Genomic DNA, 23,195 nt, shown 5'->3' with positions numbered 1-23,195 from the left:
GATGGCATTGCTCCGCGTCCGTTCCGAGCCCCTGAGGTGCGCCGGGAAACGGCTCCCACCAGCAATCCCCCGCCCACGGCGTTCCGCGGCACGGCGCGCGTCGAATTGCAGAAAAGATCACCGAAACCGACTGGTCCATCCAGGCTGCGCACCCGAAAAAGTCATCGGTACACACGTCCGCACCCCCTCGACCCCGGGACCCGGGACCCCTTCTACGGCTCCGTAGACTCACCCGCATGAGCAATGACCCCGCCGTGGAGATCCGCGGACTGGTGAAGCGGTACGGACCCAAAACCGCGGTGGACGGCCTGGACCTCACCGTCCGCAAGGCGTCGGTCACCGCCGTCCTCGGTCCCAACGGCGCGGGCAAGACGACCACCGTGGAGACCTGCGAGGGCTACCACCGCCCCGACGCGGGCACCGTCCGCGTCCTCGGCCTCGACCCGGTCGCCCAAGCCGAGGCACTGCGCCCGCGGATCGGCGTGATGCTCCAGTCCGGCGGGGTCTACTCCGGCGCCCGCGCCGTCGAGATGCTGCGCCACATGGCCAGGCTGTACGCCGACCCGCTCGACGTGGACGTCCTGGTGGAACGGCTCGGGCTGGGCGGCTGCGGCCGCACCGCCTACCGCCGCCTCTCCGGCGGCCAGCAGCAGCGCCTGGCCCTCGCCATGGCCGTGGTGGGCCGGCCCGAGCTGGTCTTCCTGGACGAGCCGACCGCCGGGCTCGACCCGCAGGCCCGCCGGGCGACCTGGGACCTCGTACGGGAACTGCGCGCCGACGGGGTCTCCGTCGTCCTCACCACCCACCACATGGACGAGGCCGAGCAGCTCGCGGACGAGGTCGCCATCGTCGACGCGGGCCGGGTCATCGCCCACGGCAGCCCCGAGCAGCTGTGCCGCGGCGGCGCCGAGAACACCCTGCGCTTCACCGGCCGGCCCGCCCTCGACCTCGGCTCGCTGCTGAAGGCTCTGCCCGACGGCACCGAGGCCGCCGAGCTCAGCGCCGGCGTGTACCGGGTCGTCGGCGCCGTGGACCCGCAGCTGCTGGCCACCGTCGCCTCCTGGTGCGCGCAGCACGGGGTGATGCCGAGCAGCCTCTCGGTGGAGCGGCACACCCTCGAAGACGTGTTTCTGGAGCTGACCGGTAAGGAGCTGCGCGCATGAGCGCCGGTACGTTCGCCCCCAACCCGGGGGCCGCGCCCGTGTCCCGCATGATCCTGGCGCAGACCGCGCTGGAGACGCGGATGCTGCTGCGCAACGGGGAGCAGCTGCTGCTGACCGTGATCATCCCGGCTCTGCTGCTGGTGCTGTTCTCCGCCGTCGACATCGTCACCGTGCCCGTCCAAGAGGGGGGCGCCGAGAAGTCCGTGGACTTCCTCGCGCCCGGCATCCTGGCGCTGGCCGTGATGTCCACCGCCTTCACCGGCCAGGCCATCGCCACCGGCTTCGACCGCCGCTACGGGGTGCTCAAGCGGCTCGGCGCCTCGCCGCTGCCGCGGTGGGCGCTGATGGCCGCGAAGACCCTGTCCGTGCTGGTCACCGAGGTGCTGCAGATCGCGCTGCTGACCGTGATCGCCTTCGCCCTGGGCTGGTCCCCGCACGGCAACCCGCTCGCGGTCGCCGCACTGGTCCTGCTGGGCACGGCCGCCTTCTCCGGGCTCGGGCTGCTGATGGCGGGCACCCTGAAGGCCGAGGCCACGCTGGCCGCCGCCAACCTGGTGTTCCTGCTGTTGCTGGTCGGCGGCGGGGTGATCGTGCCGATGGAGAAGTTCCCCGGCGCCGTGCAGTCCGTACTCGGCCTGCTGCCGATCTCGGCGCTGTCCGACGGGCTGCGCGAGGTGCTCCAGCACGGGGCCGCGCTGCCCTGGGGGGACGCGGCCGTGCTCGCCGCGTGGGCCGTGCTCGGGCTCGGCGCCGCCGCGAAGCTGTTCCGCTGGGAGTGAATCGCCGCCCCCGGACGTTGGCCTGGCAGGAGGATGGGCGCCGCCCCGCGGGGGCGGTGCACACCAGAACGCCGGGGGGCGGGCATGGCGCAGCGGGAAGACGTTCTACGGCTGGACGCTCAATGGGCACGGATCCGGTCGGGGGCCGCACGGGCGGCGCCCGCCGAGGCCGAGGCGCTGCTGACGGAGCTGATCGGCGCACTGCGCGAACCGGCGCGGAGCGATCCGGAGTGCGCGGCGCGGCTCGGCCTTCGCCTCGGTGACCTGGCGGCCCGCCGGTTCGCCGGCGGCGACCGGGCCGGGGCCCTGGCGGCCGTCGAGGAGGGGCTGCGGTCCGCGCAGCAGGCGGCCGGGCACGCCCCGGAGTACGCCCGCTGGTACGCCCGGGGCCTGATCAACCAGGGGGTCTGGCTGTCCTGGCCGCTGAGCGACGGGGAGCGGCTGCCCCGCTATCCGCTCGGCCCCGCGGCGGAGACCGGCCCGAGTGCCATGGAGCGGGCGGCGGGCGAGCGCGCGCGGGACCTGACCCGGGCGGCGGTCGAGGTCTGGGCGGGCCTGGACCAGCACGATCCGGTCAACCGGCGCGGCCTCGCGCAGGCCAAGGTGTTCCTCGGGGACCGCCTCGCCGAGCTGGGCTCCGCCGAGGAGGCGGTGGCGTGGGCGGTGGACGCGGAGGGCGGTTTCCGCCAACTGCTGCTCGCGGCCCCCGCTTCGGAGGAGGCCCAGGAGGCGGAGGAGGCCCTCGACCACATCGGCCGCCAGCTGGAACTGCGTCTGCGCTTCCTGTCCTTCGGCTCCCTGGTGAACCTGCGCGCGCAGGGGCTGCTGCCTGAACCCCTGCTGCCGCGGGCCGTGGTGGCGGCCAGGATCCAAGGGGTGGCCGAGCCCGAGATCGCGGCCCGGCTGCACCTCGGCGCCGAACAGGTGCGCACGATGCTGGAGGTCACGCCTTGGCGCGCGGTATGGCGCTTCGAGGTGCGCGGTCCTGACGGCCTGTGGAACGTACTGGAACATCCATGGCACAGCGGGGCAGATGTAAGAAACAGGACAGCCGAGGACGTAGGCGCCGAATTGGTGCACGGGTTCACCGGTTCCGCGGACTACCCGGGCGACGGCGCCCATTGGCGCGTGCGGGTCTGGTGGCACGAGGAAGGCGACCCCGCCGGGGCCCGGTTCCGGCTGGCCGTCGGGCCCGATGCAGCCACGGGCAGCCCGCCGGGGACCCCCTCGTGAAAGTTTGCACAAGGCTCCGCGTACGATAAGGGCCGTGTTGACCCCTCTCGCTTACATCGCAGGCCGCTGGACTCCGTCACCCCGGATCGTCCGGCAGGCCGCGTTCGCCGCGCTCGTCATGAGCGTGCTCATCGTCGTCACCGGCGGTGCGGTGCGGCTGACCGGATCCGGTCTCGGCTGCGACACCTGGCCCAAGTGCACGGACGACAGCCTGATCGTGACCCAGGCGCAGGGCTTCCACGGGGCCATCGAGTTCGGCAACCGCATGCTGACGTACGTGCTCAGCGCGGCCGTCGGCTGGTGCATCATCGCGGCCCGCTCGGCCAAGCCGTGGCGCCGTTCGCTGACGAAGCTCGGCTGGGTCCAGTTCTTCGTCGTGATGGGCAACGCGGTCCTCGGCGGCATCACCGTCCTGACGGGGCTCAACCCGTACAGCGTGGCCGGGCACTTCCTGCTCGCCACCGCACTGATCACCGTCACGACCGTCACCTGGCAGCGCGCCCGCGAGGGCGACGGCGCTCCCCGGCCGCGCGTGCCCGCTCCCGTGCGCAAGCTCTCGTGGGCGCTGATCGCGACCACGCTGGTGCTGATCGCCGCGGGCACGGTGGTCACCGGTTCCGGTCCGCACGCCGGCGACCGCAGCGAGATCAAGCGGATGCCGTTCGACTGGGCGGCCACCGCCCACGTCCACGCGATCTCCGCCTGGGTGGTGTGCGCGCTCGCCTTGGCCATGTGGCTGGTGCTGCGCGTGGTCGACGCGCCGGCCGACACCCGGGCGCGCGCCCGCGACCTGCTGATCGTGCTGCTCGCCCAGGGCGGCATCGGCTACGTCCAGTACTTCACCCACGTGCCCGAGGCCCTGGTCGCCGCCCACATGCTCGGCTCCTGCCTGGTGTGGATCGCCGTGGTCCGCGTGGCGCTGAGCCTGCGGGAGCGGCCCGTGGCGCAGGCGGAGATCCCGGCGCAGAGCGACCCGCAGCTCTCCTCCGTCTGAGCCGCGGGGGCCGCCCGGGCGCCGGCCCGGGCGAGCTCACGGGCTCACGGGCTCACGCGCTCTCGGATTCACGGGCTCGCGCTTCACCCGCGCTCGTCCAGCCGGTAGACGCGCCGGGCGTTGCCCGCCGCGATCATGGCCGCCACCCGTTCGGCGTCCCGCCAGGACCAGGCTCCCTCGCCGACCCAGCCGCCCAGCACCCGGCCCAGCGCCTCCCGGAACACCAGGGCGCCCACCGCGTGCAGTTCGGGCAGCCGGCCCCCGCCGCTGGAGAACAGCAGCTTGCCGAAGGGGGCGAGCTCGAGCACCTCGGCCAGCACCCCCGCCGCCCGCGGTCCGCTCTGGCCGAGCGCCGCGCCGAGATCGGCGTGGACGTGCGGGAAGGCCGCCGCCAGCTGGGCGGCGTGCCGTTGGTACGGGTATCCGCCGAGCAGCACCAACCGGGTCCCCAGCCCCGCGGTGGCCCGTACGAACCCGGTCAGCAGCGCCGGATCGGCCTGCTCCGGCCGCTGCCCCGGCTCCCCCGCGCCCGCCCCGGTGTGCAGCTGGAGCGGCAGCCCGGTCGCCACCGCGCTCCACAGCAGGTGCCGCAGGAGTACGGGGTCCCGGACGGCCCCGCCCTTGGAGCGCCGGGCCAGCCACCGCCCGGCGGCCCCGTGCACCTCGCCCGGACCGGGCGGCTCGGGGGCGCGCCCGAGGGCGGCGGGATATCCCGCCTCCGCACCGCAGGTGAAGGCCACGGCAGCCGCGGCGGCGTGGTGGACGGCCTCGGCGAGGTTGGCGAGGAAGGCGGGGACCGTGCCGGAGGTGTCGGCGACCTGCTCGGCCAGCAGCTCCAGCCGTACGACCTCGAAGGCGTCGGCGTCCCCCGCGAGCGCCAGTTCCTTGGGGCCGGTGAGGTCCCCCGGCACTCCGGTGTCCACCAGATAGGCGGCGACGCCCGAGCCGCGCAGCAGCCTGCGCCCGGACTCGACCACGCCGAGCTCGCGCCGCCGCGCCAGGTACCGGGCGGGGGCGCAGTGCGGCTCCAGCCCGAGCAGCGGCGGGCACCAGCGGCGCACCGCGAAACCGGTCTGGGTGTCGAAGAAGGTGGTCCCGGCGGCGGGCGGGCCGGCCGAGCGGATCAGCTGGGCCTCGAAGGTGCCGAGGCCCAGCTCCGTACGGAGCACTCCGTGGCAGTACTGGTCCACCAGGGGCGGCGTTTCGATCATCCGGGCATCCCGTTGCGGACGTGAGGGAGGAAGGGGCTTCCACACGTCCTAACGGGTGAGCGGGGTGTGAGGTGTTGCTCGCGCTGTTGACCGAGCGGCCACCGAAGGGGCGAAGCCCCGTCGGAGCACGGCACCCTCGGGCGTCAGGCCGCCGGGTTCGCCGCCCCGCCGAGCTGGATGCCGGCCATGCGCGACCACTCGTACGGGCCGGTCTTCACACGCGCGGCGAACTCGCCGTCGAACTCCTCGTGGAGGGTCAGGCCGGCCTTCTCGGCGGCCAGCTGGGCCACCGCGTAGGTCGGGGCCACCAGGTCGCCCCAGCCGCCGTCCGTGCCGACGAGGACGATCCGGGTACCGGCCTGGCCGATGTGCGCGATCTGGCCCTCGGCGCCGCCGTGCTCCTTGGCGAACGCGCCGATCTGCTTGGCCAGCTTCGCGGCCTTCCGGTCCTGCTTCTTGTCTGCGGTGTCCGCGGTGGTGTCTGCCATGGACAGCATGCTACCGGCGGGTAATGAACGGAGGAAGCGTCAGCGGAGGAAGGGATCCACGGCCACGGCGACGAAGAGCAGCGACACGTACGTGATCGACCAGTGGAACAGGCGCATCTCCTTGAGCTTCGCGCCCGTCAGGCCGGCCTTGGCCCGTGCGTGCAGCGCGTGCGCCTCCCACAGCCACCAGCCGCCCGACGCCAGCGCGACCGCGGTGTAGAACCAGCCGGTGTACCCCAGCGGGGTCAGCAGCAGCGAGACGGCCACCATCACCCAGCTGTAGAGGACGATCTGGCGCGCCACGGCCTTGTTGCCGGCCACGACCGGCAGCATCGGCACGCCGACGCGCGCGTAGTCGTCCTTCACCTTCATGGACAGCGGCCAGTAGTGCGGCGGCGTCCAGAAGAAGATGACGAGGAAGAGGATCACGGCGGCCCAGGAGACCTCGTTCTTGACGGCGGACCAGCCGATGAGCACCGGCATGCAGCCCGCGATGCCGCCCCAGACGATGTTCTGCGCGGTGCGCCGCTTCAGCAGCATCGTGTAGACGACGACGTAGAAGAGGAGCGCGCCGAGCGCGAGCGCAGCCGACAGCCAGTTGACGAGCAGCCCGAAGAACAGGGTGGAGACCACGCCGAGGGTGATGCCGAAGGCAAGGCACTCACGCGGGCTGACCATGCCGGTCACCAGCGGCCGCTGCGAGGTCCGGTCCATCAGCGCGTCGATGTCGCGGTCGATGTACATGTTCAGCGCGTTGGCGCCGCCCGCGGACAAGTAGCCGCCGAAGCAGGTCGCGAGGACCAGCCACAGCGACGGCACGCCCTGCTCCGCGAGGAACATCACCGGCACTGTGGTGATCAGCAGAAGTTCGATGATCCGCGGCTTGGTCAAAGCCACGAAAGCCATGACCCGGGCCCCGAACGGCCGGTGACCGGGGCTCGTCCCGAGCACCCCCGCTGGACGGGATTCGACGGCCGTCACGCACACCCCTGACAGAGAAACCAGCAAGCTCCGGACATAAAGGTCCGCTGAAGGCTCGCACGTACCACGCCACTCTAGACGTTGCACTTACGTCGCCCTGCGCGGGGGTCGGCTCGTGTTGGTCCGATCGGACCGCCGACGTTGTGACGGACTGCGGGCACTCGAATAGCTGCACGCCGTCACGGGGGTAGGCTCGGAATCGCGCCGGTGCACCGTTCGTCACCGGGTAACAGACATGTGGAGAGGAGCCCTGACCCACGGTGAGCACCAAGCCGACGACCACAGAGCTCGACTGGACCGATCTCGACCAGCGGGCCGTCGACACCGCCCGCATCCTGGCCGCCGACGCGGTCCAGAAGGTCGGTAACGGCCACCCCGGTACGGCGATGAGCCTGGCCCCCGCCGCGTACACCCTCTTCCAGAAGGTGATGCGGCACGACCCGGCCGATCCCGAGTGGGTCGGCCGCGACCGTTTCGTGCTTTCCGCGGGGCACTCGTCCCTCACTCTCTACACCCAGCTCTACCTGGGCGGCTTCGGCCTGGAGCTGGCCGACCTCGAGGCGTTCCGCACCTGGGGTTCCAAGACCCCCGGCCACCCGGAGTACGGCCACACGGCCGCCGTCGAGACCACCACCGGCCCGCTGGGCCAGGGCATCGCCAACGCGGTGGGCATGGCCATGGCCGCCCGCTACGAGCGCGGCCTGTTCGACCCGGAGGCCCCCCAGGGCACCTCTCCGTTCGACCACATGGTCTACGCGATCGCGGGCGACGGCTGCCTCCAGGAGGGCATCTCCCACGAGGCGTCCGCCCTGGCCGGCCACCAGAAGCTCGGCAACCTGGTGCTGCTGTGGGACGACAACCACATCTCCATCGAGGGTGACACGGAGACGGCCGTCTCCGAGGACACCCTGAAGCGCTACGAGGCGTACGGCTGGCACGTCCAGCGCGTCGCGCAGCAGCCGAACGGCGACCTCGACCCCAAGGCGCTGTTCGAGGCCCTGGCCGCGGCCAAGGCCGAGACCGGGCGCCCCTCCTTCATCGCGATGCGCTCGATCATCGCCTGGCCGGCCCCGCACGCACAGGGCACCGAGGCCTCGCACGGCTCGGCCCTCGGCGACGACGAGGTGGCCGCCACCAAGCGCGTCCTCGGCTTCGACCCGGAGAAGTCCTTCGACGTCTCCGACGAGGTCCTCGCGCACACCCGCAAGGCGCTGGACCGCGGCCGCGAGGCCAAGGCCGCCTGGGAGAAGGACTTCTCCGCCTGGCGCACCGCCAACGCGGAACGCGCCGCCGAGTTCGACCGCATCAACGCCAACGAGCTGCCCGCGGGCTGGGAGGACAAGCTCCCCGTCTTCGAGACCGGCAAGGGGCTCGCCACCCGCGCGGCCTCCGGCAAGGTGCTCGAGGCGCTCGGCGCGGTCATCCCGGAGCTGTGGGGCGGCTCGGCCGACCTGGCCGGCTCCAACAACACCACGATCGACAAGCACTCGTCCTTCCTCCCGAAGGGCAACCCGCTGCCGGAGGCCGACCCGTACGGCCGCACCGTCCACTTCGGCATCCGCGAGCACGCCATGGCCGCGACCATGAACGGCATCGCGCTGCACGGCCACACCCGTATCTACGGCGGCACCTTCCTGGTGTTCTCCGACTACATGCGCAACGCCGTGCGCCTGTCCGCGCTGATGCACGTGCCGGTCACGTACGTGTGGACGCACGACTCCATCGGCCTGGGCGAGGACGGCCCGACCCACCAGCCGGTCGAGCACCTCGCCTCGCTGCGCGCCATCCCGGGCCTGAACCTGGTCCGCCCGGCCGACGCGAACGAGACCGTCATCGCCTGGCGCGAGATCCTGCGCCGCCACACCAAGGTGTTCGGCAAGGGCGCCCCGCACGGTCTGGCGCTGACCCGTCAGGGCGTGCCGACGTACGAGCGCAACGAGGACGCCGCCAAGGGCGGGTACGTGCTCTTCGAGGCCGAAGGCGGCCAGGCGCAGGTCGTCCTCGTCGGCACCGGCTCCGAGGTCCAGCTCGCCGTCGCCGCGCGCGAGGCGCTGCAGGCCGAGGGCATCCCGGCCCGCGTGGTCTCGATGCCGTCCGTCGAGTGGTTCGAGGAGCAGGACCAGGCGTACAAGGACAGCGTCCTGCCGCCGTCCGTCAAGGCGCGCGTCGCGGTCGAGGCCGGGATCGGCCTGACCTGGCACCGCTACGTCGGCGACGCCGGCCGGATCGTCTCGCTGGAGCACTTCGGTGCCTCCGCCGACGCCAAGGTGCTGTTCCGCGAGTTCGGCTTCACCGCCGAGGCCGTGACCGCCGCCGCCAAGGACTCCATCGCCGCCGCCGCGCGCTGACGCCCGTACAAAACCAGTAGGAGATGCAATTCCCATGACAGACGCACTCAAGCGCCTCTCCGACGAGGGCGTGGCGATCTGGCTGGACGACCTGTCCCGCAAGCGCATCACGTCCGGCAACCTGGCCGAGCTCATCGACCAGTCGCACGTGGTCGGTGTCACCACCAACCCGTCGATCTTCCAGAAGGCGATCAGCAGCGGCGACGGCTACGAGCAGCAGCTCGCCGACCTCGCCGCCCGCAAGGTCACCGTCGACGAGGCCATCCGCATGATCACGACGGCGGACGTCCGCGACGCCGCCGACATCCTGCGCCCGGTCTACGACCGCACCGACGGCCAGGACGGCCGGGTCTCCATCGAGGTCGACCCGCGCCTGGCCCACAACACCACGGCGACCATCGCCGAGGCCAAGCAGCTCGCCTGGCTGGTGGACCGCCCGAACACGCTGATCAAGATCCCGGCGACCAAGGCCGGCCTGCCGGCGATCACCGAGGTCATCGGCAAGGGCATCAGCGTCAACGTGACGCTGATCTTCTCGCTGGAGCGTTACCGCGAGGTCATGGACGCGTACCTGGCGGGTCTGGAGAAGGCCAAGGCCGCGGGCCTGGACCTCTCCCTGATCCACTCGGTCGCCTCCTTCTTCGTGTCCCGCGTGGACAGCGAGATCGACAAGCGCCTGGACGCCGTCGGCTCCGACGAGGCGAAGGCCCTCAAGGGCAAGGCGGCGCTCGCCAACGCCCGTCTGGCCTACGAGGCGTACGAGGAGGTCTTCTCCTCCGACCGGTGGAACGCCCTGGAGCGTGTCGGCGCCAACAAGCAGCGTGCGCTGTGGGCCTCGACGGGCGTCAAGGACCCGGCGTACAAGGACACCCTGTACGTGGACGACCTGGTCGCCCCGAACACGGTGAACACCATGCCGGAGGCCACCCTGGAGGCCACCGCCGACCACGGTCAGATCACGGGTGACACCGTGCGCGCCACGTACGACCAGTCCCGCGCCGAGCTCGATGCGGTCGCGAAGCTGGGCATCTCGTACGACGATGTGGTGCAGCTGCTCGAGGACGAGGGCGTCGAGAAGTTCGAGGCGTCCTGGAACGACCTGCTGAAGTCCACCGAGGCGGAGCTCGAGCGCCTCGCCCCCACGGAGGCCTGAACACTTTGACTGTGAACGGAGCGAACCCGCTTCGTGACGCACAGGACCGGCGGCTCCCGCGCATCGCGGGGCCGTCCGGCCTGGTCATTTTCGGCGTTACGGGTGACCTGTCGCGCAAGAAGCTGATGCCGGCCATCTACGACCTGGCGAACCGGGGGCTGCTGCCGCCGGGCTTCTCGCTGATCGGTTTCGCCCGGCGTGAATGGGAGCACGAGGACTTCGCCCAGGAGGTGTACGAGGCCGTCAAGCAGCACTCGCGCACCCCCTTCCGGGAGGAGGTCTGGCAGCAGCTGGTGCAGGGCTGCCGGTTCGTGCAGGGCGACTTCGACGACGACGCGGCGTTCGAGACGCTGAAGTCGACGATCGACGAGCTGGACAAGGCGCAGGGTACGGGCGGCAACTTCGCCTTCTACCTGTCCGTGCCGCCGAAGTTCTTCCCGAAGGTCGTCCAGCAGCTCAAGAACCACGGGCTGGCGCAGAAGGAAGGCTCCTGGCGGCGTGCCGTCATCGAGAAGCCCTTCGGGCACGACCTGAAGAGCGCCGAGGAGCTCAACAAGGTCGTCCACGAGGTCTTCCCGCGGGACGAGGTCTTCCGGATCGACCACTACCTCGGCAAGGAGACCGTCCAGAACATCCTGGCGCTCCGCTTCGCCAACACGATGTTCGAGCCGATCTGGAACCGGTCGTACGTCGACCACGTGCAGATCACCATGGCCGAGGACATCGGCATCGGCGGCCGGGCCGGCTACTACGACGGCATCGGCGCGGCCCGCGACGTCATCCAGAACCACCTGCTCCAGCTGCTCGCGCTGACCGCGATGGAGGAGCCCGGCTCCTTCCACCCCAAGGCGCTGGTGGCGGAGAAGCTCAAGGTCCTCACGGCCGTCGAGCTCCCCGAGGACCTGGGCAAGCACACCGTGCGCGGCCAGTACTCGGCGGCGTGGCAGGGTGGCGAGAAGGTCGTCGGGTACCTCGAAGAGGACGGCATCGACCCCAAGTCGAAGACCGACACCTACGCGGCCATCCGCCTGGAGATCAACAACCGCCGCTGGGCGGGCGTCCCGTTCTACCTGCGGACCGGCAAGCGCCTGGGCCGCCGGGTGACCGAGATCGCGGTGGTCTTCAAGCGGGCTCCCTACCTGCCGTTCGAGTCGGGCGCGACCGAGGAGCTGGGGCAGAACGCCCTGGTCATCCGGGTCCAGCCGGACGAGGGCGTGACGGTGCGCTTCGGCTCCAAGGTTCCGGGCACCTCCATGGAGGTCCGGGACGTCACGATGGACTTCGCCTACGGCGAGTCCTTCACGGAGTCGAGCCCCGAGGCGTACGAGCGGCTGATCCTCGATGTCCTGCTGGGTGACGCGAACCTCTTCCCGCGCCACCAGGAGGTCGAGCTGTCCTGGAACATCCTCGACCCGATCGAGGAGTACTGGGACAAGCACGGCAAGCCCGCGCAGTACCCGGCGGGAACCTGGGGGCCGGTCGAGGCGGACGAGATGCTCGCACGAGACGGACGGAGCTGGCGCCGGCCATGAAGATCGACCTCACGGAGACCACCTCCAGCAAGATCAACGCCGCTTTGGTGCAGGCGCGCCGGGACATCGGCACGCCGGCCATCGGCATGGTCCTCACGCTGGTGATCGTGACCGACGAAGAGAACGCGTACGACGCGCTCAAGTCGGCGAACGACGCGTCCCACGAACACCCTTCGCGGATCGTCGTCGTCATCAAGCGGGTCAGCCGCTCGCCGCGCAGCCGCCGCGACGCCCGTCTCGACGCGGAAATCCGCGTCGGGGCGGACGCAGGCACCGGCGAGACGGTGGTGCTCCGCCTTCACGGTGAACTGGTCCACCACGCCCAGTCGGTGGTTCTCCCGCTCCTGCTGCCGGACGCGCCCGTCGTGGTCTGGTGGCCGGACGGTGCCCCGTCGGACCTGGCGGGCGACCCGCTGGGTGCGCTCGGGCAGCGCCGGATCACGGACACGTACGCCTGCGAGAACCCGCTGCAGGGGCTCGGGGAGCGGGCTGCGGCCTACGCCCCGGGTGACACGGACCTGTCCTGGACCCGGGTCACGCCGTGGCGGTCGATGCTGGCCGCCGCGCTGGACCAGCAGGCTCTGAAGGTCACCTCGGCGGCCGTCGAGGGCGAGGACGAGAACCCGAGCTGCGAGCTGCTGGCCATGTGGCTGGCGGACCGCCTCCAGGTGCCCGTCAAGCGGACCCGTTCGGAGGGCCCCGGCCTGACCTCGGTCCGGCTGGAGACCAAGGACGGCGACATCGTCCTGGACCGGGCCGACGGCTCGCTGGCCACCCTGTGCATGCCGGGGCAGCCCGACCGTGCGGTGGCGCTCAAGCGCCGTGACACGGCCGAGCTGCTGGCGGAGGAGCTGCGCCGGCTCGACCCGGACAACACGTACGAGGCCTCGCTGAAGTTCGGCGTGGCCAAACTGGCCGCCGCGGCCCCGGCCCCGGCGGGGGCTCCGGCTCCGGCCAAGGCCTCGGCCTCGGACTCCCCCGAGACCGTGACCGGCCCCAAGGCCGACGCCGAGCCGGCGAAGCCCGCGGCCAAACCGTCGAAGAAGGCCCCGGCCAAGTAGGACCGCTGCGCGGGGCCCTCTCCCCGCCCCTTCCCGAACCGGGGCTCCGCCCCCGGACCCCGCGCCTCAAACGCCGGCGGGGCTGGTTCTCCCAGCCCGTCCGGCGTTTGAGGACCGGGGGTCCGGGGGCGGAGCCCCCGGTTTCGGGAAGGGGCGGGGCGGGGGAAGAAGCCCCGCGCAGCGGAACCCGCACCCCCGCACACCCGCACTACGACAAGGCGGCAGCAGACATGGGTATGACGACTCCCCAGGTCGTCGTCCACCGGGACAAGGAGCTGATGGCCCAGGCCGCAGCGGCCCGGCTCATCACGAAGATCGTCGACGCGCAGGCGGCCCGCGGCAGCGCCTCCGTCGTCCTCACCGGCGGCCGCAACGGCAACGGCCTGCTCGCCGCACTGGCGGCCGCCCCGGCCCGCGACGCCGTCGACTGGGCCCGGCTGGACCTGTGGTGGGGCGACGAGCGGTACGTCCCCGCCGACGACCCCGAGCGCAACCACGTACAGGCCCGTGCGGCGCTCCTGGACGCCGTCCCGGTGGACCCGGCACGCGTGCACGTCATGCCGGCCTCGGACGGCCCGTACGGGGACGACGTCGATGCGGCGGCGGACGCGTACGCGGAGGAGCTGCGGCAGGCCGCGGGTCCGGAGGACCACGGTCCGGTGCCGCGTTTCGACGTGCTGATGCTGGGCGTGGGCCCGGACACGCACGTGGCCTCACTGTTCCCGGAGCACCCGGCGGCGCGCGAGACCGAGCGCACGGTGGTCGGCGTCCACGGCGCGCCGAAGCCCCCGCCGACGCGGGTCTCGCTGACCCTCCCGGCGATCCGGGCGGCCCGCGAGGTCTGGCTGCTGGCGGCCGGCGAGGACAAGGCGGGCGCGGTGGCGATCGCGCTCGGCGGCGCCGGGGGGATCCAGGCCCCGGCGGCGGCCGCGTACGGGCGCTCCCGCACGCTGTGGCTCCTGGACCGCGCGGCGGCCGCGAAGCTCCCGTCGTCGATGTACCCCCCGGCCTCGGCCTGACCCGTACACCGTTCGACCGAAGGGCCCGCCCCCTGACGGGGAGCGGGCCCTTCGTACGTCGCGAGGCCTACCGGATCAGGCTCGGCCGCGCAGCCCGCGGTACGCGGCCACGAGGGCCTTCGTCGAGGCGTCCAGCCCCGGTACGTCCGCGCCCTCGCTCAGCGCCGGCTCGACCCGCTTCGCCAGGACCTTGCCGAGCTCCACGCCCCACTGGTCGAAGGAGTCGATGTTCCACACCGCGCCCTGTACGAACACCTTGTGCTCGTAAAGGGCGATCAGCTGGCCCAGGACCGCCGGGGTGAGGTCCTGCGCAAGGATCGTCGTGGTCGGGTGGTTCCCCTTGAAGGTCTTGTGCGGGACCAGGGGCTCCGGTACGCCCTCCGCGCGGACCTCGTCCGCGGTCTTGCCGAAGGCCAGCGCCTGCGTCTGCGCGAAGAAGTTCGCCATCAGCAGGTCGTGCTGGGCCGCGAGCTTGGGCGGCAGTTCGCCGACCGGCCGGGCGAAGCCGATGAAGTCCGCCGGGATCACCTTCGTGCCCTGGTGGATCAACTGGTAGTACGCGTGCTGCCCGTTGGTGCCGGGCGTGCCCCAGACGACCGGACCGGTCTGCCAGTCCACCGGCTTGCCGTCCCGGTCCACCGACTTGCCGTTGGACTCCATGTCCAACTGCTGCAGGTACGCCGTGAAGCGGGAGAGGTAGTGGCTGTACGGCAGGACCGCGTGCGACTGGGCGTCGAAGAACGCGCCGTACCAGATCCCCAACAGGCCCATCAGCAGCGGTGCGTTCTGCTCCGGGGGCGCCGTGCGGAAGTGCTCGTCCACCGTCCGGAAGCCGCCCAGCATCTCCCGGAAGGAGTCCGGCCCGATCGCGATCATCAGCGAGAGCCCGATCGCGGAGTCGAAGGAGTAGCGCCCGCCGACCCAGTCCCAGAAACCGAACATGTTGGCCGGATCGATGCCGAACGCGGTGACCTTCTCCGCGTTGGTCGACAGCGCCACGAAGTGCCGCGCCACGGCTGCGGTGTCACCCCCGAGACCTGTCAGCAGCCACTCCCGCGCCGACTCGGCGTTGGTGATGGTCTCGATGGTCGTGAAGGTCTTGGAGGCGATGATGAACAGCGTCTCGGCCGGGTCCAGGTCCCGTACGGCCTCGTGCAGGTCGGCGCCGTCCACGTTGGACACGAACCGTACGGTCAGGGCGCGGTCGGTGAACGCGCGCAGCGCCTCGTACGCCATCGCCGGGCCCAGGTCGGAGCCGCCGATGCCGATGTTGACCACGTTCTTGATGCGCTTGCCGGTGAAGCCGGTCCACTCCCCCGACCGGACCTGGCCGGCGAAGGCCGCCATCTTGTCGAGGACGGCGTGCACCGCGGGGACGACGTTCTCGCCGTCCACCTCGACCACCGCGTCCTTCGGCGCGCGCAGGGCGGTGTGCAGGACCGCCCGGTCCTCGGTCGTGTTGATCTTCTCGCCGCGGAACATCGCCTCGCGCAGCCCGGCCACGCCCGTCGCCGCCGCGAGTTCCCGCAGCAACTCCAGCGTCTCGTCGGTCACCAGGTGCTTCGAGTAGTCGATGTACAGGTCCCCGACCCGCAGCGTGTAGCCCGTGCCCCGGTTCGGATCCGCCGCGAACAGCTCTCGCAGATGCGTCTGCCCCAGCTCTTCTCGGTGCTTGCCGAGTGCCAGCCACTCGGGCGTCCGGTTGAGCCTCATCCGGCTGTCTGCGTTCATCTCGGACATCAACCCGTTTCTTCCGTCCTGTCGTGCCCCGCCGATCACCAACCTAAGGGATCGGAAGGGACGCACCGTACGCAAAGGGGCCCGGCCCGCTGGAGAACAACTCCTGCGGGCCGGGCCCGATGTCACACCGTCACTCTTGCGTTTTCAGATCTCGCCGCGGAGCTTGGCGAGCGCCTCGGCGAGGATCGCCTCGCCGTCGGCGTCCGTGCGGCGCTCCCGTACGTACGCCAGGTGCGTCTTGTAGGGCTCGGTGCGCGGCGGCGCCGGCGGGTTGTCCCGGTCCTGGCCGGCCGGGAACCCGCAGCGCGGGCAGTCCCAGGTGTCCGGCACCTGCGCGTCGCTGGCGAAGCTCGGCTGCGTCTCGTGCCCGTTCGAGCACCAGAAGGAGATGCGCAGGCGGGGCGCGGACTCGCCGCGCTCGGCCTCACCCATCGGCCCCGCTCCGACCCGACTACCACGGATCGCGTTGCCACTTGCCACGGTCGTAACTCCCTGCGTGATGGTGCCGCGAAGCGTGAGTGGATTCCGCCGCGGGCGCCCCAGTCTACGTAAGGCCCAACGCACGTCCAGCAAATGGAGTTACTCACTCCAGGCCGCGGACGCCGTCCTCATGATAGGCGGGGCGGAGCCGACCGGACCGGCTGAATGGCCAGAACCGTCGGCTTCCTACTTCAGCAGAATGCCGAGCGCCATGATGCAGGCGAACCAGAGCAGACCCACCACGACGGTGATGCGGTCCAGGTTGCGCTCCGCGACCGAGGAGCCGCCGACCGACGACTGCATGCCGCCGCCGAACATGTCGGAAAGGCCGCCGCCCTTGCCCTTGTGCATCAGCACGAGGAGCATCAGCAGGCCGCTGAAGACGATCAGGGCGATCGAGAACCCCATAATCACGGCTGATTCCTACTTTCTGGCTTTTCTGGCTTTCCGGCTCTGCTGGATGTGCGCGGGGGCCAGTGGCTGGTGGTTCAGCCTCCTGGCCCCCGCAAGGGTACGACGGATCCGCCCTACCGCCTACTCGCTGCGACGATCACGCAGCTCACTGGTCGCGGAACCGGACGATCTTCACGAACTCGTCCGCGTCCAGTGCAGCGCCGCCGATCAGGGCGCCGTCGACGTCGGGCTGGGCCATGATCGCCGCGATGTTGCCGGACTTCACCGAGCCGCCGTACTGGATGCGGACCTTGTCGGCCAGCTCCTGGGAGTACAGCTCGGCGAGGCGGCCGCGGATCGCCCCGCAGACCTCCTGCGCGTCGTCGGGGGTGGCGACCTCGCCGGTCCCGATCGCCCAGACGGGCTCGTACGCGATCACGATGGACTCGACCTGCTCGGCCGGGACGTCCTTGAGGCCGCCGTCGACCTGGGCCAGCGTGTACGGGACCTGCTGTCCGGCCTTGCGGATGTCCAGGCCCTCGCCGACGCACAGGATCGGGGTGAGCCCGTGCTGGTAGGCGGCCTTGACCTTGGCGTTGCAGAGCTCGTCGCTCTCGCCGTGGTACTGGCGGCGCTCGCTGTGGCCGACGGCCACGTACGTGCACTTCAGCTTCGCGAGCATCGAGCCGGAGATCTCGCCGGTGTAGGCACCGGACTCGTGCGCCGAGATGTCCTGGGCGCCGTACTTGATCTTCAGCTTGTCGCCGTCGACCAGGGTCTGGACCGAGCGCAGGTCGACGAAGGGCGGCAGGACCGCGACCTCGACGGCGTCGTAGTCCTTGTCGGCGAGCGCGAAGGCGAGCTTCTGGACGTGCGCGATGGCCTCGAGGTGGTTGAGGTTCATCTTCCAGTTGCCCGCCATGAGCGGGGTACGCGTGGTCATTGAGGGTCAGACCTCCAGTGCGGCGAGGCCGGGGAGCGTCTTGCCCTCGAGGTATTCGAGGGAGGCGCCGCCACCGGTAGAGATGTGGCCGAAAGCGTTCTCGTCGAAGCCGAGCGTACGCACGGCGGCGGCGGAGTCCCCGCCGCCGACCACGGTGAACGCGCTGCTGTCGACGAGGGCCTGCGCGATGGCGCGGGTGCCTCCGGCGTAGTCGGGGTGCTCGAAGACACCGACCGGGCCGTTCCAGAAGACGGTCTCGGCGTCGGCGATCTTCGAGGCGTACAGCTCACGGGTCTTGGGACCGATGTCCAGACCCTCCTTGTCGGCGGGGATCTTGTCCGCGTCGACGGTGGTGAACTCGGCCGGGGTCTTGCCCTTGAGGTCGGGGAAGTCCGCCGAGGCCAGGATGTCGACCGGGAGGACCAGCTCGACGCCCAGCTTCTCGGCGCGCGCCATGTACTCGAGGACGACGGGGATCTGATCCTCCTGCAGGAGGGAGATGCCGATCTCGTGCCCCTGGGCCTTCAGGAAGGTGTAGGCCATGCCGCCGCCGATGAGGATGCGGTCGGCCTTGCCGAGCAGCTGGTCGATGACGGCCAGCTTGTCGGAGACCTTGGCGCCGCCGAGGACGACCACGTACGGGCGCTTGACGTCGGCGGTCAGCTTCTTCAGAACGCCGACCTCGGTGGCGATCAGGTAGCCGGCCGCGTGCGGGAGGCGCGCGGGCAGGTCGAAGACCGAGGCGTGCTTGCGGTGGACGGCGCCGAAGCCGTCGCCGACGTAGATGTCGGCGAGCTCGGCGAGCTGGTCCGCGAAGGCGCCGCGCTCGGCGTCGTCCTTCGAGGTCTCACCCGCGTTGAAGCGCAGGTTCTCGATGACGGCGACCTGGCCGTCGGCGAGGGCCGCGACGGTCTCCTTGGCGGAATCACCGACGGTGTCGGTGGCGAACGCGACGTCCGCACCGAGCAGTTCACCGAGCCGCTTGGCGGCCGGGGCGAGGGAGAAGGCCGGGTCCGGGGCGCCCTTGGGGCGGCCCAGGTGCGAGGCGACGACCACGCGGGCGCCGGCTTCGGCGAGCTTCGCGATGGTCGGCTGCACGGCGCGGATGCGGCCGTCGTCGGTGATCTTGTCGCCGTCGAGCGGCACGTTGAGATCGGCGCGGACGAAGACCCGCTTGCCGGAAACGCCGTCGGCGAGCAGTTCGTCGATCGTCTTCATGTGTTTCTACTCCTTATCCCCATACACGGGTTCTGCCGGTGCGGGGCCGATCGGTCGAGGCAGACGACAGGGCCCGTGCAGCGCTCCATCGCGCTGACCGGACCCTGTGCCCACATCTTGGTGCCTAGCCCTGCTACCTGAGACTTAGAGCTGACCGCCGACGAAGACGGTCAGGTCGACGAGGCGGTTGGAGTAGCCCCACTCGTTGTCGTACCAGCCGACGACCTTGACCTGCGTACCGTCCTGAACCATGGTCAGGGAGGAGTCGAAGGTGCAGGAAGCCGGCCAGTTCACGATGTCGGAGGAGACGATCGCGTCCTCGGTGTAGTCGAGGATGCCCTTGAGCTGACCCTCGGCGGCCTTCTGGAAGGCGGCGTTGATCTCTTCCTTGGTGGTCTCGCGGGAGAGCTCCAGGACGAGGTCGGTGACCGAGCCGGTCGGGACCGGGACGCGCATCGCGATGCCGTCCAGCTTGCCCTTGAGCTGCGGGAGGACCAGCGCGGTGGCCTTGGCGGCACCCGTCGAGGTCGGGATGATGTTCTCGGCGGCGGCACGGGCGCGGCGCAGGTCCGAGTGCGGGAAGTCCAGGATGCGCTGGTCGTTCGTGTACGCATGGACCGTGGTCATCATGCCCTTGACGATGCCGAAGTTCTCGTCGAGAACCTTGGCCATCGGCGCCACGCAGTTGGTGGTGCAGGAGGCGTTGGAGATGACGTGGTGGTTGGCCGCGTCGTACTTGTCCTGGTTGACGCCCATCACGATGGTGATGTCCTCGTCCTTGGCCGGAGCCGAGATGAGGACCTTCTTCGCGCCCGCGGCGATGTGCTTGGCGGCGTCGGCCTTCTTGGTGAAGATGCCGGTCGACTCGATGACGATGTCCGCACCGAGCTCGCCCCAGGGCAGGTTCGCGGGGTCGCGCTCGGCGAACGTCTTGAAGGTCTTGCCGTCGACCGTGATGGTGTCGTCGGTGTGGGAGACCTCGGCCTTGAGGCGGCCCAGGATGGTGTCGTACTTGAGCAGGTGCACCAGGGTCGCGTTGTCAGTCAGGTCGTTGACACCGACGATCTCGATGTCCGCTCCCTGCTCAAGGAGCGCCCGGAAGTAGTTGCGGCCAATGCGGCCAAAACCGTTGATGCCTACGCGGATCGTCACGAACCGATCTCCTCGTTGGTGCGCCGGCCTGTCCCGCCGGCGAGCTGTATGGGATGTCCCCGACCGCTTACGACCCTACCTCTCCGTGAGCTTTTGAGTGACATCGGCCGGGACCTGACACTCCCCCCGCCACATGGGGGGACCGCGGCCGGGGCCCCGTACCGTGCGCTCGGTGCGGGACCCCGGACCTTCGACCTCCGTCACTCAGGGTGAGCGACGGGGGCTCTTATGATCAGCGGTGCAGTGACCTGAGCGCCTTACCGACGAGTACGGCTCGGTCCGCCGCCGCCGGCAGGTGTTCGAGGCCGAACCCGAGGAGCACCGTGTTACGCGTAGTGACCGACGCGTACGACTTGAACAGCTCCCCGGACCGGGACCAATCGCCCGCGACCACGGGGCTTCCGGCAGGTGCGCCCTGGGCGGTCCAAGTCCCCAGCGAGGTCTCGAATCCCTCCACGGCCTGGTCGGCTCCGCCGACCGAGACGCGCGCCTCGTCCGCGAACACACCCCGGCCGCCGGCGCCGCCGTCCGAGACGTACGAGAGGGAGACCTCGACGGTCTTGCCCGCGTACGCGCTCAGGTCGAAGGAGACCTGCTTCCAGCCGTCGGACGAGCCGGTGAAGCTGTTCCACGAGCCGCTCGTGCCCCGGGCGGCGCAGCCGGCGCTGTCGAGGGTGAGGTAGTGGCGCAGGAACGGGTGGCCGTTGACGAAGAAGCCGGCCCCGCACTCCTCCGGGACGGCGGTGCCGCTCAGGCCGCCCGCCTCGGGCAGCGTGGTCCAGTCCTCCGCGCCGGCCGTGTGGGCCTCGAGCACCGCGTGGTCGTAGCCCTGTTCGGTGTTCCAGTTGAGGGCCATCTTGAGCTGCGGCTTGTCGGCGGCGGTGACCTTGGTCAGGTCGACCGTGCGGGTCAGCCGCTTCCACTCGTCGTCCGCGTGGGTGGCCGCGGCCATCCCGGCGCCGCTGTAGGGGGCGTACGGGTTCACGACCCCGGCGTACTGGCCTGCCTGCGCGCTCCTGAACTGCGGGAACTGCGCGGCGGGCAGGGAATCGGAGGTGACCGCGTAGGAGCCGGGGGCGTTGAGCGGATTGCCGGCCGCGTCGCCCAGGCCGCCCTTGGCGCCGGCGAGGGCACCCGTACCGGTGAAGCCGGTGGCCCCGCCGGCACTCGTACGGCTGTAGGCGCCGAGGTAGTACTGGCTGAAGTCGTCGGTCACGGCGCGGCCGACCTGGGCGTTGCCGCCCGCGAGCTCGCCGGCCTCGATCAGCTTGCCGCCCTCGTTGAGGAAGTCGCGCACGGCGAGCTGGGTGTCGCCGCCGGGCGTCTTGGCGCCCGTGTAGTGCACGGCCGTACGGAAGTGGGAGAGCACGCCGAGGTGGTGCGGGGCGCCCTGCACCGCCACGTCCCAGACCGCCGCGGACTTCCCGTTGGCGCGCAGTGCGTCGACGTACTCCTGCGCGTGCTGGGCCTTGGCGCCCTCCTCCGCGATCACCAGCACGTCGGCGCGCGGCCGCTCGGCCACCGTGTACGTGAAGTGCTCGCTGGACACCTGCTTGCCGGAGCGGTCGCGGCCGGTGAACCAGACCTCGACCTTGTCGCCGGGCCTGGCGCCGTCGACCTTGGCCCGGTACTCGTCGAACCAGTTGTTGTCCTCGCCGCCGTAGACGTCGCCGCCCTTCCAGGCCTTCAGTCCGTCGTCGTGCGTGCGGCCGCCGTTGACCCGGAACTTGAGCTGCTTGTCCTTCAGCGCCTTGCGGGCGGTGACGGAGACCGTCTGGTCCTCGCCCTTGGTCACGTAGGAGGTGGTGAAGGGGTCCAGGGTGAAGTCCGCGGCGCTCAGGCCCACGGAGGACTTCGGCTGGTCCGGGTGGGCGGCGCTCTCGCCGACGGCGAGCGCGAAGGAGACGTTCTTCGCGAACTCCGCCTGGATGAGCTTCTCGTCGTCCGGGAAGTTGAAGCCGGACCGGCAGTCCTCGGGCTTCCACCGGTCGTTCGGGTCGCTCGCGGAGGCCGTCTGGCAGGTGGTCATCTCCGGCGTGAACATCATGATGCCGTTGACGTTGGAGGCGTGGCCGTCGGCCTCGCCGTTGGTGGTGTAGAGCTCGGAGGAGACCTGCGGGTAGTAGCCGGGGACGGCGGGGTTCTCCGGGGTGCCGGCGAGCGCCTTGTAGGCGACGTCGTCGGGGGTGGGGGTGGCCACCTGCCAGCCGACGCCGTAGAGCAGCAGCTCGGCGGCGGAGTGGTAGTTGATCGCGTACTTGAAGCCGATGCGCTTCTCGAACCTGTCGAGGGCGACGGTCTCCGGCTCGGAGGACGCCTTGGTGCCGCGGTAGGTCTCGCTCGACGGGTTCGGCGAGGAACCCTCGTTGTCGTAGCCCCACTTGTAGGCGAAGTTCCGGTTGAGGTCGACGCCGTCACCGGTGGTGATCTTGCCGTCCCCGTTGTTGTCGTGCAGGTTCTTGCGCCACAGCCGCTCGCCGTCGGGGGAGTGGGTGTAGTCGTACCCGTCCGGGTTGGCGGACAGCAGGAACCACAGCTCGGTGGAGTCCACCAGCTGGGTGATCCGCTGGTCCTTGCCGTAGTTGTCGAGGGTGTGGTGCATCAGCCGCCGGGTCATCTCCGGAGTGATCCACTCCCGGGCGTGCTGGTTGGACATGTAGAGCACGGACGGCTTGTCGCCGTCCTTGGCCGTACGGGCGTTCTTGGTGACCTTCAGGGCGAGGATGTCCTTGCCCTGGACGGTCTTGCCGATGGAGACCACCTTGGCCAGGCCCGGGTTGGCCTGGGCGGTCTTGAGGATCTCCTCCTGGAGGCCGCCCTTGCCGCTGTACGGGCGGAAGACCCCGTCGCCGGCGGCCTGGGAACGGGCCGCGCCCGCGGGGACCTTGTGCTCGGCCAGCTTGACGCCCCGGCCGGCGAGCTCCTTGGCCTGGCCGCCGGTGAGGAACAGCTCGACCTTGGCGGTCCCGGTCTCCGGGGCGCGTTCGGTGAGTTCGTGGGCGTCCTGGCCCGCGGCGAGGAGGAGCGGGATCTGCTCCTTGGTGACGTCCGCGTCGTAGACCCGTACCTCGTCGGCGCCGGGTGCGGCGTCTGCCAGTGGCCGGGCGTGGGCCGCCGGGAGGACGGCCAGTGTGGTTCCGAAGACGAGTGCGCTTGCGGCGAGGATCGATCTCGCGCGGTGCCTCATGTGCCCCCCTGGGCGTCGTCTGCCACGAAAGCGTTCGGACGACAGGCTCACGATCAGGCGATGCTCATGTCAATGGGGCGTGTCTCAAAGGGGCCCGCACGTGTGACGTGCGGGCCCCCT

Annotated in this window: 19 protein-coding genes; 9 read left to right on the top strand and 10 right to left on the bottom strand. The window is 70.8% G+C overall.

Features of this window, described 5'->3' with window-relative positions; all coding sequences use genetic code 11:
* Positions 1-236 precede the first annotated feature (236 nt).
* From ACZ5WG_RS27245 to ACZ5WG_RS27230, 4 genes are all read left to right on the top strand, one after another.
* Complete coding sequence (locus ACZ5WG_RS27245; protein ID WP_468726542.1) at positions 237-1,163, top strand: ABC transporter ATP-binding protein; 927 nt, start codon at positions 237-239, stop codon at positions 1,161-1,163.
* Complete coding sequence (locus ACZ5WG_RS27240) at positions 1,160-1,942, top strand: ABC transporter permease (protein ID WP_468726541.1); 783 nt, start codon at positions 1,160-1,162, stop codon at positions 1,940-1,942. The genes ACZ5WG_RS27245 and ACZ5WG_RS27240 overlap by 4 nt, the downstream gene beginning before the upstream one ends.
* 84 nt (positions 1,943-2,026) lie before the next feature.
* Positions 2,027-3,175 carry a hypothetical protein gene (locus tag ACZ5WG_RS27235; RefSeq protein ID WP_468726539.1) on the top strand — a complete coding sequence of 383 codons (1,149 nt, stop codon included), beginning with the start codon at positions 2,027-2,029 and terminating at the stop codon, positions 3,173-3,175.
* Positions 3,176-3,179: 4 nt separating this feature from the next.
* A complete protein-coding gene (locus tag ACZ5WG_RS27230; protein ID WP_468726537.1) occupies positions 3,180-4,169 on the top strand; it encodes a COX15/CtaA family protein in 990 nt (329 codons plus the stop codon).
* Between the two features lie 83 nt (positions 4,170-4,252).
* Here ACZ5WG_RS27230 and ACZ5WG_RS27225 read toward each other — a convergent pair whose 3' ends face one another.
* From ACZ5WG_RS27225 to ACZ5WG_RS27215, 3 genes are all read right to left on the bottom strand, one after another.
* Complete coding sequence (locus tag ACZ5WG_RS27225; protein ID WP_468726536.1) at positions 4,253-5,380, bottom strand: amidohydrolase family protein; 1,128 nt, start codon at positions 5,378-5,380, stop codon at positions 4,253-4,255.
* 143 nt (positions 5,381-5,523) lie between these two features.
* Entirely contained in the window at positions 5,524-5,868 is a 345-nt protein-coding gene (locus tag ACZ5WG_RS27220; protein ID WP_266630393.1) for a hypothetical protein, read from the bottom strand.
* 39 nt (positions 5,869-5,907) lie between these two features.
* Positions 5,908-6,849 carry a heme o synthase gene (locus ACZ5WG_RS27215; protein ID WP_468726535.1) on the bottom strand — a complete coding sequence of 314 codons (942 nt, stop codon included), beginning with the start codon at positions 6,847-6,849 and terminating at the stop codon, positions 5,908-5,910.
* A 260-nt stretch (positions 6,850-7,109) separates the two neighbouring features.
* Between ACZ5WG_RS27215 and tkt the strand changes: the two genes are divergently transcribed.
* From tkt to pgl, 5 genes are all read left to right on the top strand, one after another.
* Positions 7,110-9,197 (top strand): transketolase, encoded by a 2,088-nt coding sequence (tkt, locus tag ACZ5WG_RS27210; protein WP_468726534.1) that lies wholly within the window; start codon positions 7,110-7,112, stop codon positions 9,195-9,197.
* Between the two features lie 34 nt (positions 9,198-9,231).
* On the top strand, positions 9,232-10,350 hold the full coding sequence (gene tal, locus ACZ5WG_RS27205; protein WP_468726533.1) for a transaldolase: 1,119 nt from the start codon (positions 9,232-9,234) through the stop codon (positions 10,348-10,350).
* 5 nt (positions 10,351-10,355) lie between these two features.
* Positions 10,356-11,882, top strand: coding sequence for a glucose-6-phosphate dehydrogenase (gene zwf / locus ACZ5WG_RS27200; protein ID WP_468726531.1), 1,527 nt, complete (start codon positions 10,356-10,358; stop codon positions 11,880-11,882).
* A complete protein-coding gene (gene opcA, locus ACZ5WG_RS27195) occupies positions 11,879-12,943 on the top strand; it encodes a glucose-6-phosphate dehydrogenase assembly protein OpcA (RefSeq protein WP_468726530.1) in 1,065 nt (354 codons plus the stop codon). Before zwf ends, opcA begins: the two co-directional genes overlap by 4 nt.
* 236 nt (positions 12,944-13,179) lie before the next feature.
* Complete coding sequence (pgl, locus tag ACZ5WG_RS27190) at positions 13,180-13,962, top strand: 6-phosphogluconolactonase (protein WP_468726528.1); 783 nt, start codon at positions 13,180-13,182, stop codon at positions 13,960-13,962.
* 75 nt (positions 13,963-14,037) lie between these two features.
* On the opposite strand, the gene pgi is transcribed toward pgl, so the two are convergent.
* The 7 genes from pgi to ACZ5WG_RS27155 form a co-directional block, all read right to left on the bottom strand.
* The gene (gene pgi / locus ACZ5WG_RS27185; protein WP_468726672.1) at positions 14,038-15,693 is read right to left on the bottom strand and encodes a glucose-6-phosphate isomerase; all 1,656 of its coding nucleotides are present in this window, start codon (positions 15,691-15,693) and stop codon (positions 14,038-14,040) included.
* A gap of 153 nt (positions 15,694-15,846) precedes the next feature.
* Positions 15,847-16,182: an RNA polymerase-binding protein RbpA gene (locus ACZ5WG_RS27180; RefSeq protein WP_007263454.1), complete on the bottom strand. Its 336-nt coding sequence runs from the start codon at positions 16,180-16,182 to the stop codon at positions 15,847-15,849.
* A gap of 186 nt (positions 16,183-16,368) precedes the next feature.
* Entirely contained in the window at positions 16,369-16,590 is a 222-nt protein-coding gene (gene secG, locus ACZ5WG_RS27175) for a preprotein translocase subunit SecG (protein ID WP_266633638.1), read from the bottom strand.
* 151 nt (positions 16,591-16,741) lie between these two features.
* Positions 16,742-17,518 (bottom strand): triose-phosphate isomerase, encoded by a 777-nt coding sequence (tpiA, locus tag ACZ5WG_RS27170; RefSeq protein WP_468726527.1) that lies wholly within the window; start codon positions 17,516-17,518, stop codon positions 16,742-16,744.
* A gap of 6 nt (positions 17,519-17,524) precedes the next feature.
* The gene (locus ACZ5WG_RS27165) at positions 17,525-18,736 is read right to left on the bottom strand and encodes a phosphoglycerate kinase (RefSeq protein ID WP_468726525.1); all 1,212 of its coding nucleotides are present in this window, start codon (positions 18,734-18,736) and stop codon (positions 17,525-17,527) included.
* Positions 18,737-18,880: 144 nt separating this feature from the next.
* Complete coding sequence (gap, locus tag ACZ5WG_RS27160) at positions 18,881-19,888, bottom strand: type I glyceraldehyde-3-phosphate dehydrogenase (RefSeq protein ID WP_008741072.1); 1,008 nt, start codon at positions 19,886-19,888, stop codon at positions 18,881-18,883.
* Positions 19,889-20,120: 232 nt separating this feature from the next.
* Entirely contained in the window at positions 20,121-23,075 is a 2,955-nt protein-coding gene (locus ACZ5WG_RS27155) for a M14 family metallopeptidase (protein ID WP_468726523.1), read from the bottom strand.
* Between the last annotated feature and the right edge of the window lie 120 nt (positions 23,076-23,195).

The sequence above is a fragment of the Streptomyces sp. NPDC032745 genome (assembly GCF_055579465.1).
The sequence above is the reverse complement of the archived record's forward strand: the minus strand, read 5'-3'. Positions and strand labels throughout refer to the sequence as shown.

Coding starts and splice junctions, on each gene's coding strand:
- ACZ5WG_RS27245 (WP_468726542.1), top strand. CDS start 237: ATGAGCAATGACCCCGCCGTGGAGATCCGCGGACTGGTGAAGCGGTAC.
- ACZ5WG_RS27240 (WP_468726541.1), top strand. CDS start 1,160: ATGAGCGCCGGTACGTTCGCCCCCAACCCGGGGGCCGCGCCCGTGTCC.
- ACZ5WG_RS27235 (WP_468726539.1), top strand. CDS start 2,027: ATGGCGCAGCGGGAAGACGTTCTACGGCTGGACGCTCAATGGGCACGG.
- ACZ5WG_RS27225 (WP_468726536.1), bottom strand. CDS start 5,380: ATGATCGAAACGCCGCCCCTGGTGGACCAGTACTGCCACGGAGTGCTC.
- ACZ5WG_RS27220 (WP_266630393.1), bottom strand. CDS start 5,868: ATGGCAGACACCACCGCGGACACCGCAGACAAGAAGCAGGACCGGAAG.
- tal (WP_468726533.1), top strand. CDS start 9,232: ATGACAGACGCACTCAAGCGCCTCTCCGACGAGGGCGTGGCGATCTGG.
- opcA (WP_468726530.1), top strand. CDS start 11,879: ATGAAGATCGACCTCACGGAGACCACCTCCAGCAAGATCAACGCCGCT.
- pgl (WP_468726528.1), top strand. CDS start 13,180: ATGACGACTCCCCAGGTCGTCGTCCACCGGGACAAGGAGCTGATGGCC.
- pgi (WP_468726672.1), bottom strand. CDS start 15,693: ATGAACGCAGACAGCCGGATGAGGCTCAACCGGACGCCCGAGTGGCTG.
- secG (WP_266633638.1), bottom strand. CDS start 16,590: ATGGGGTTCTCGATCGCCCTGATCGTCTTCAGCGGCCTGCTGATGCTC.
- tpiA (WP_468726527.1), bottom strand. CDS start 17,518: ATGACCACGCGTACCCCGCTCATGGCGGGCAACTGGAAGATGAACCTC.
- ACZ5WG_RS27165 (WP_468726525.1), bottom strand. CDS start 18,736: ATGAAGACGATCGACGAACTGCTCGCCGACGGCGTTTCCGGCAAGCGG.
- ACZ5WG_RS27155 (WP_468726523.1), bottom strand. CDS start 23,075: ATGAGGCACCGCGCGAGATCGATCCTCGCCGCAAGCGCACTCGTCTTC.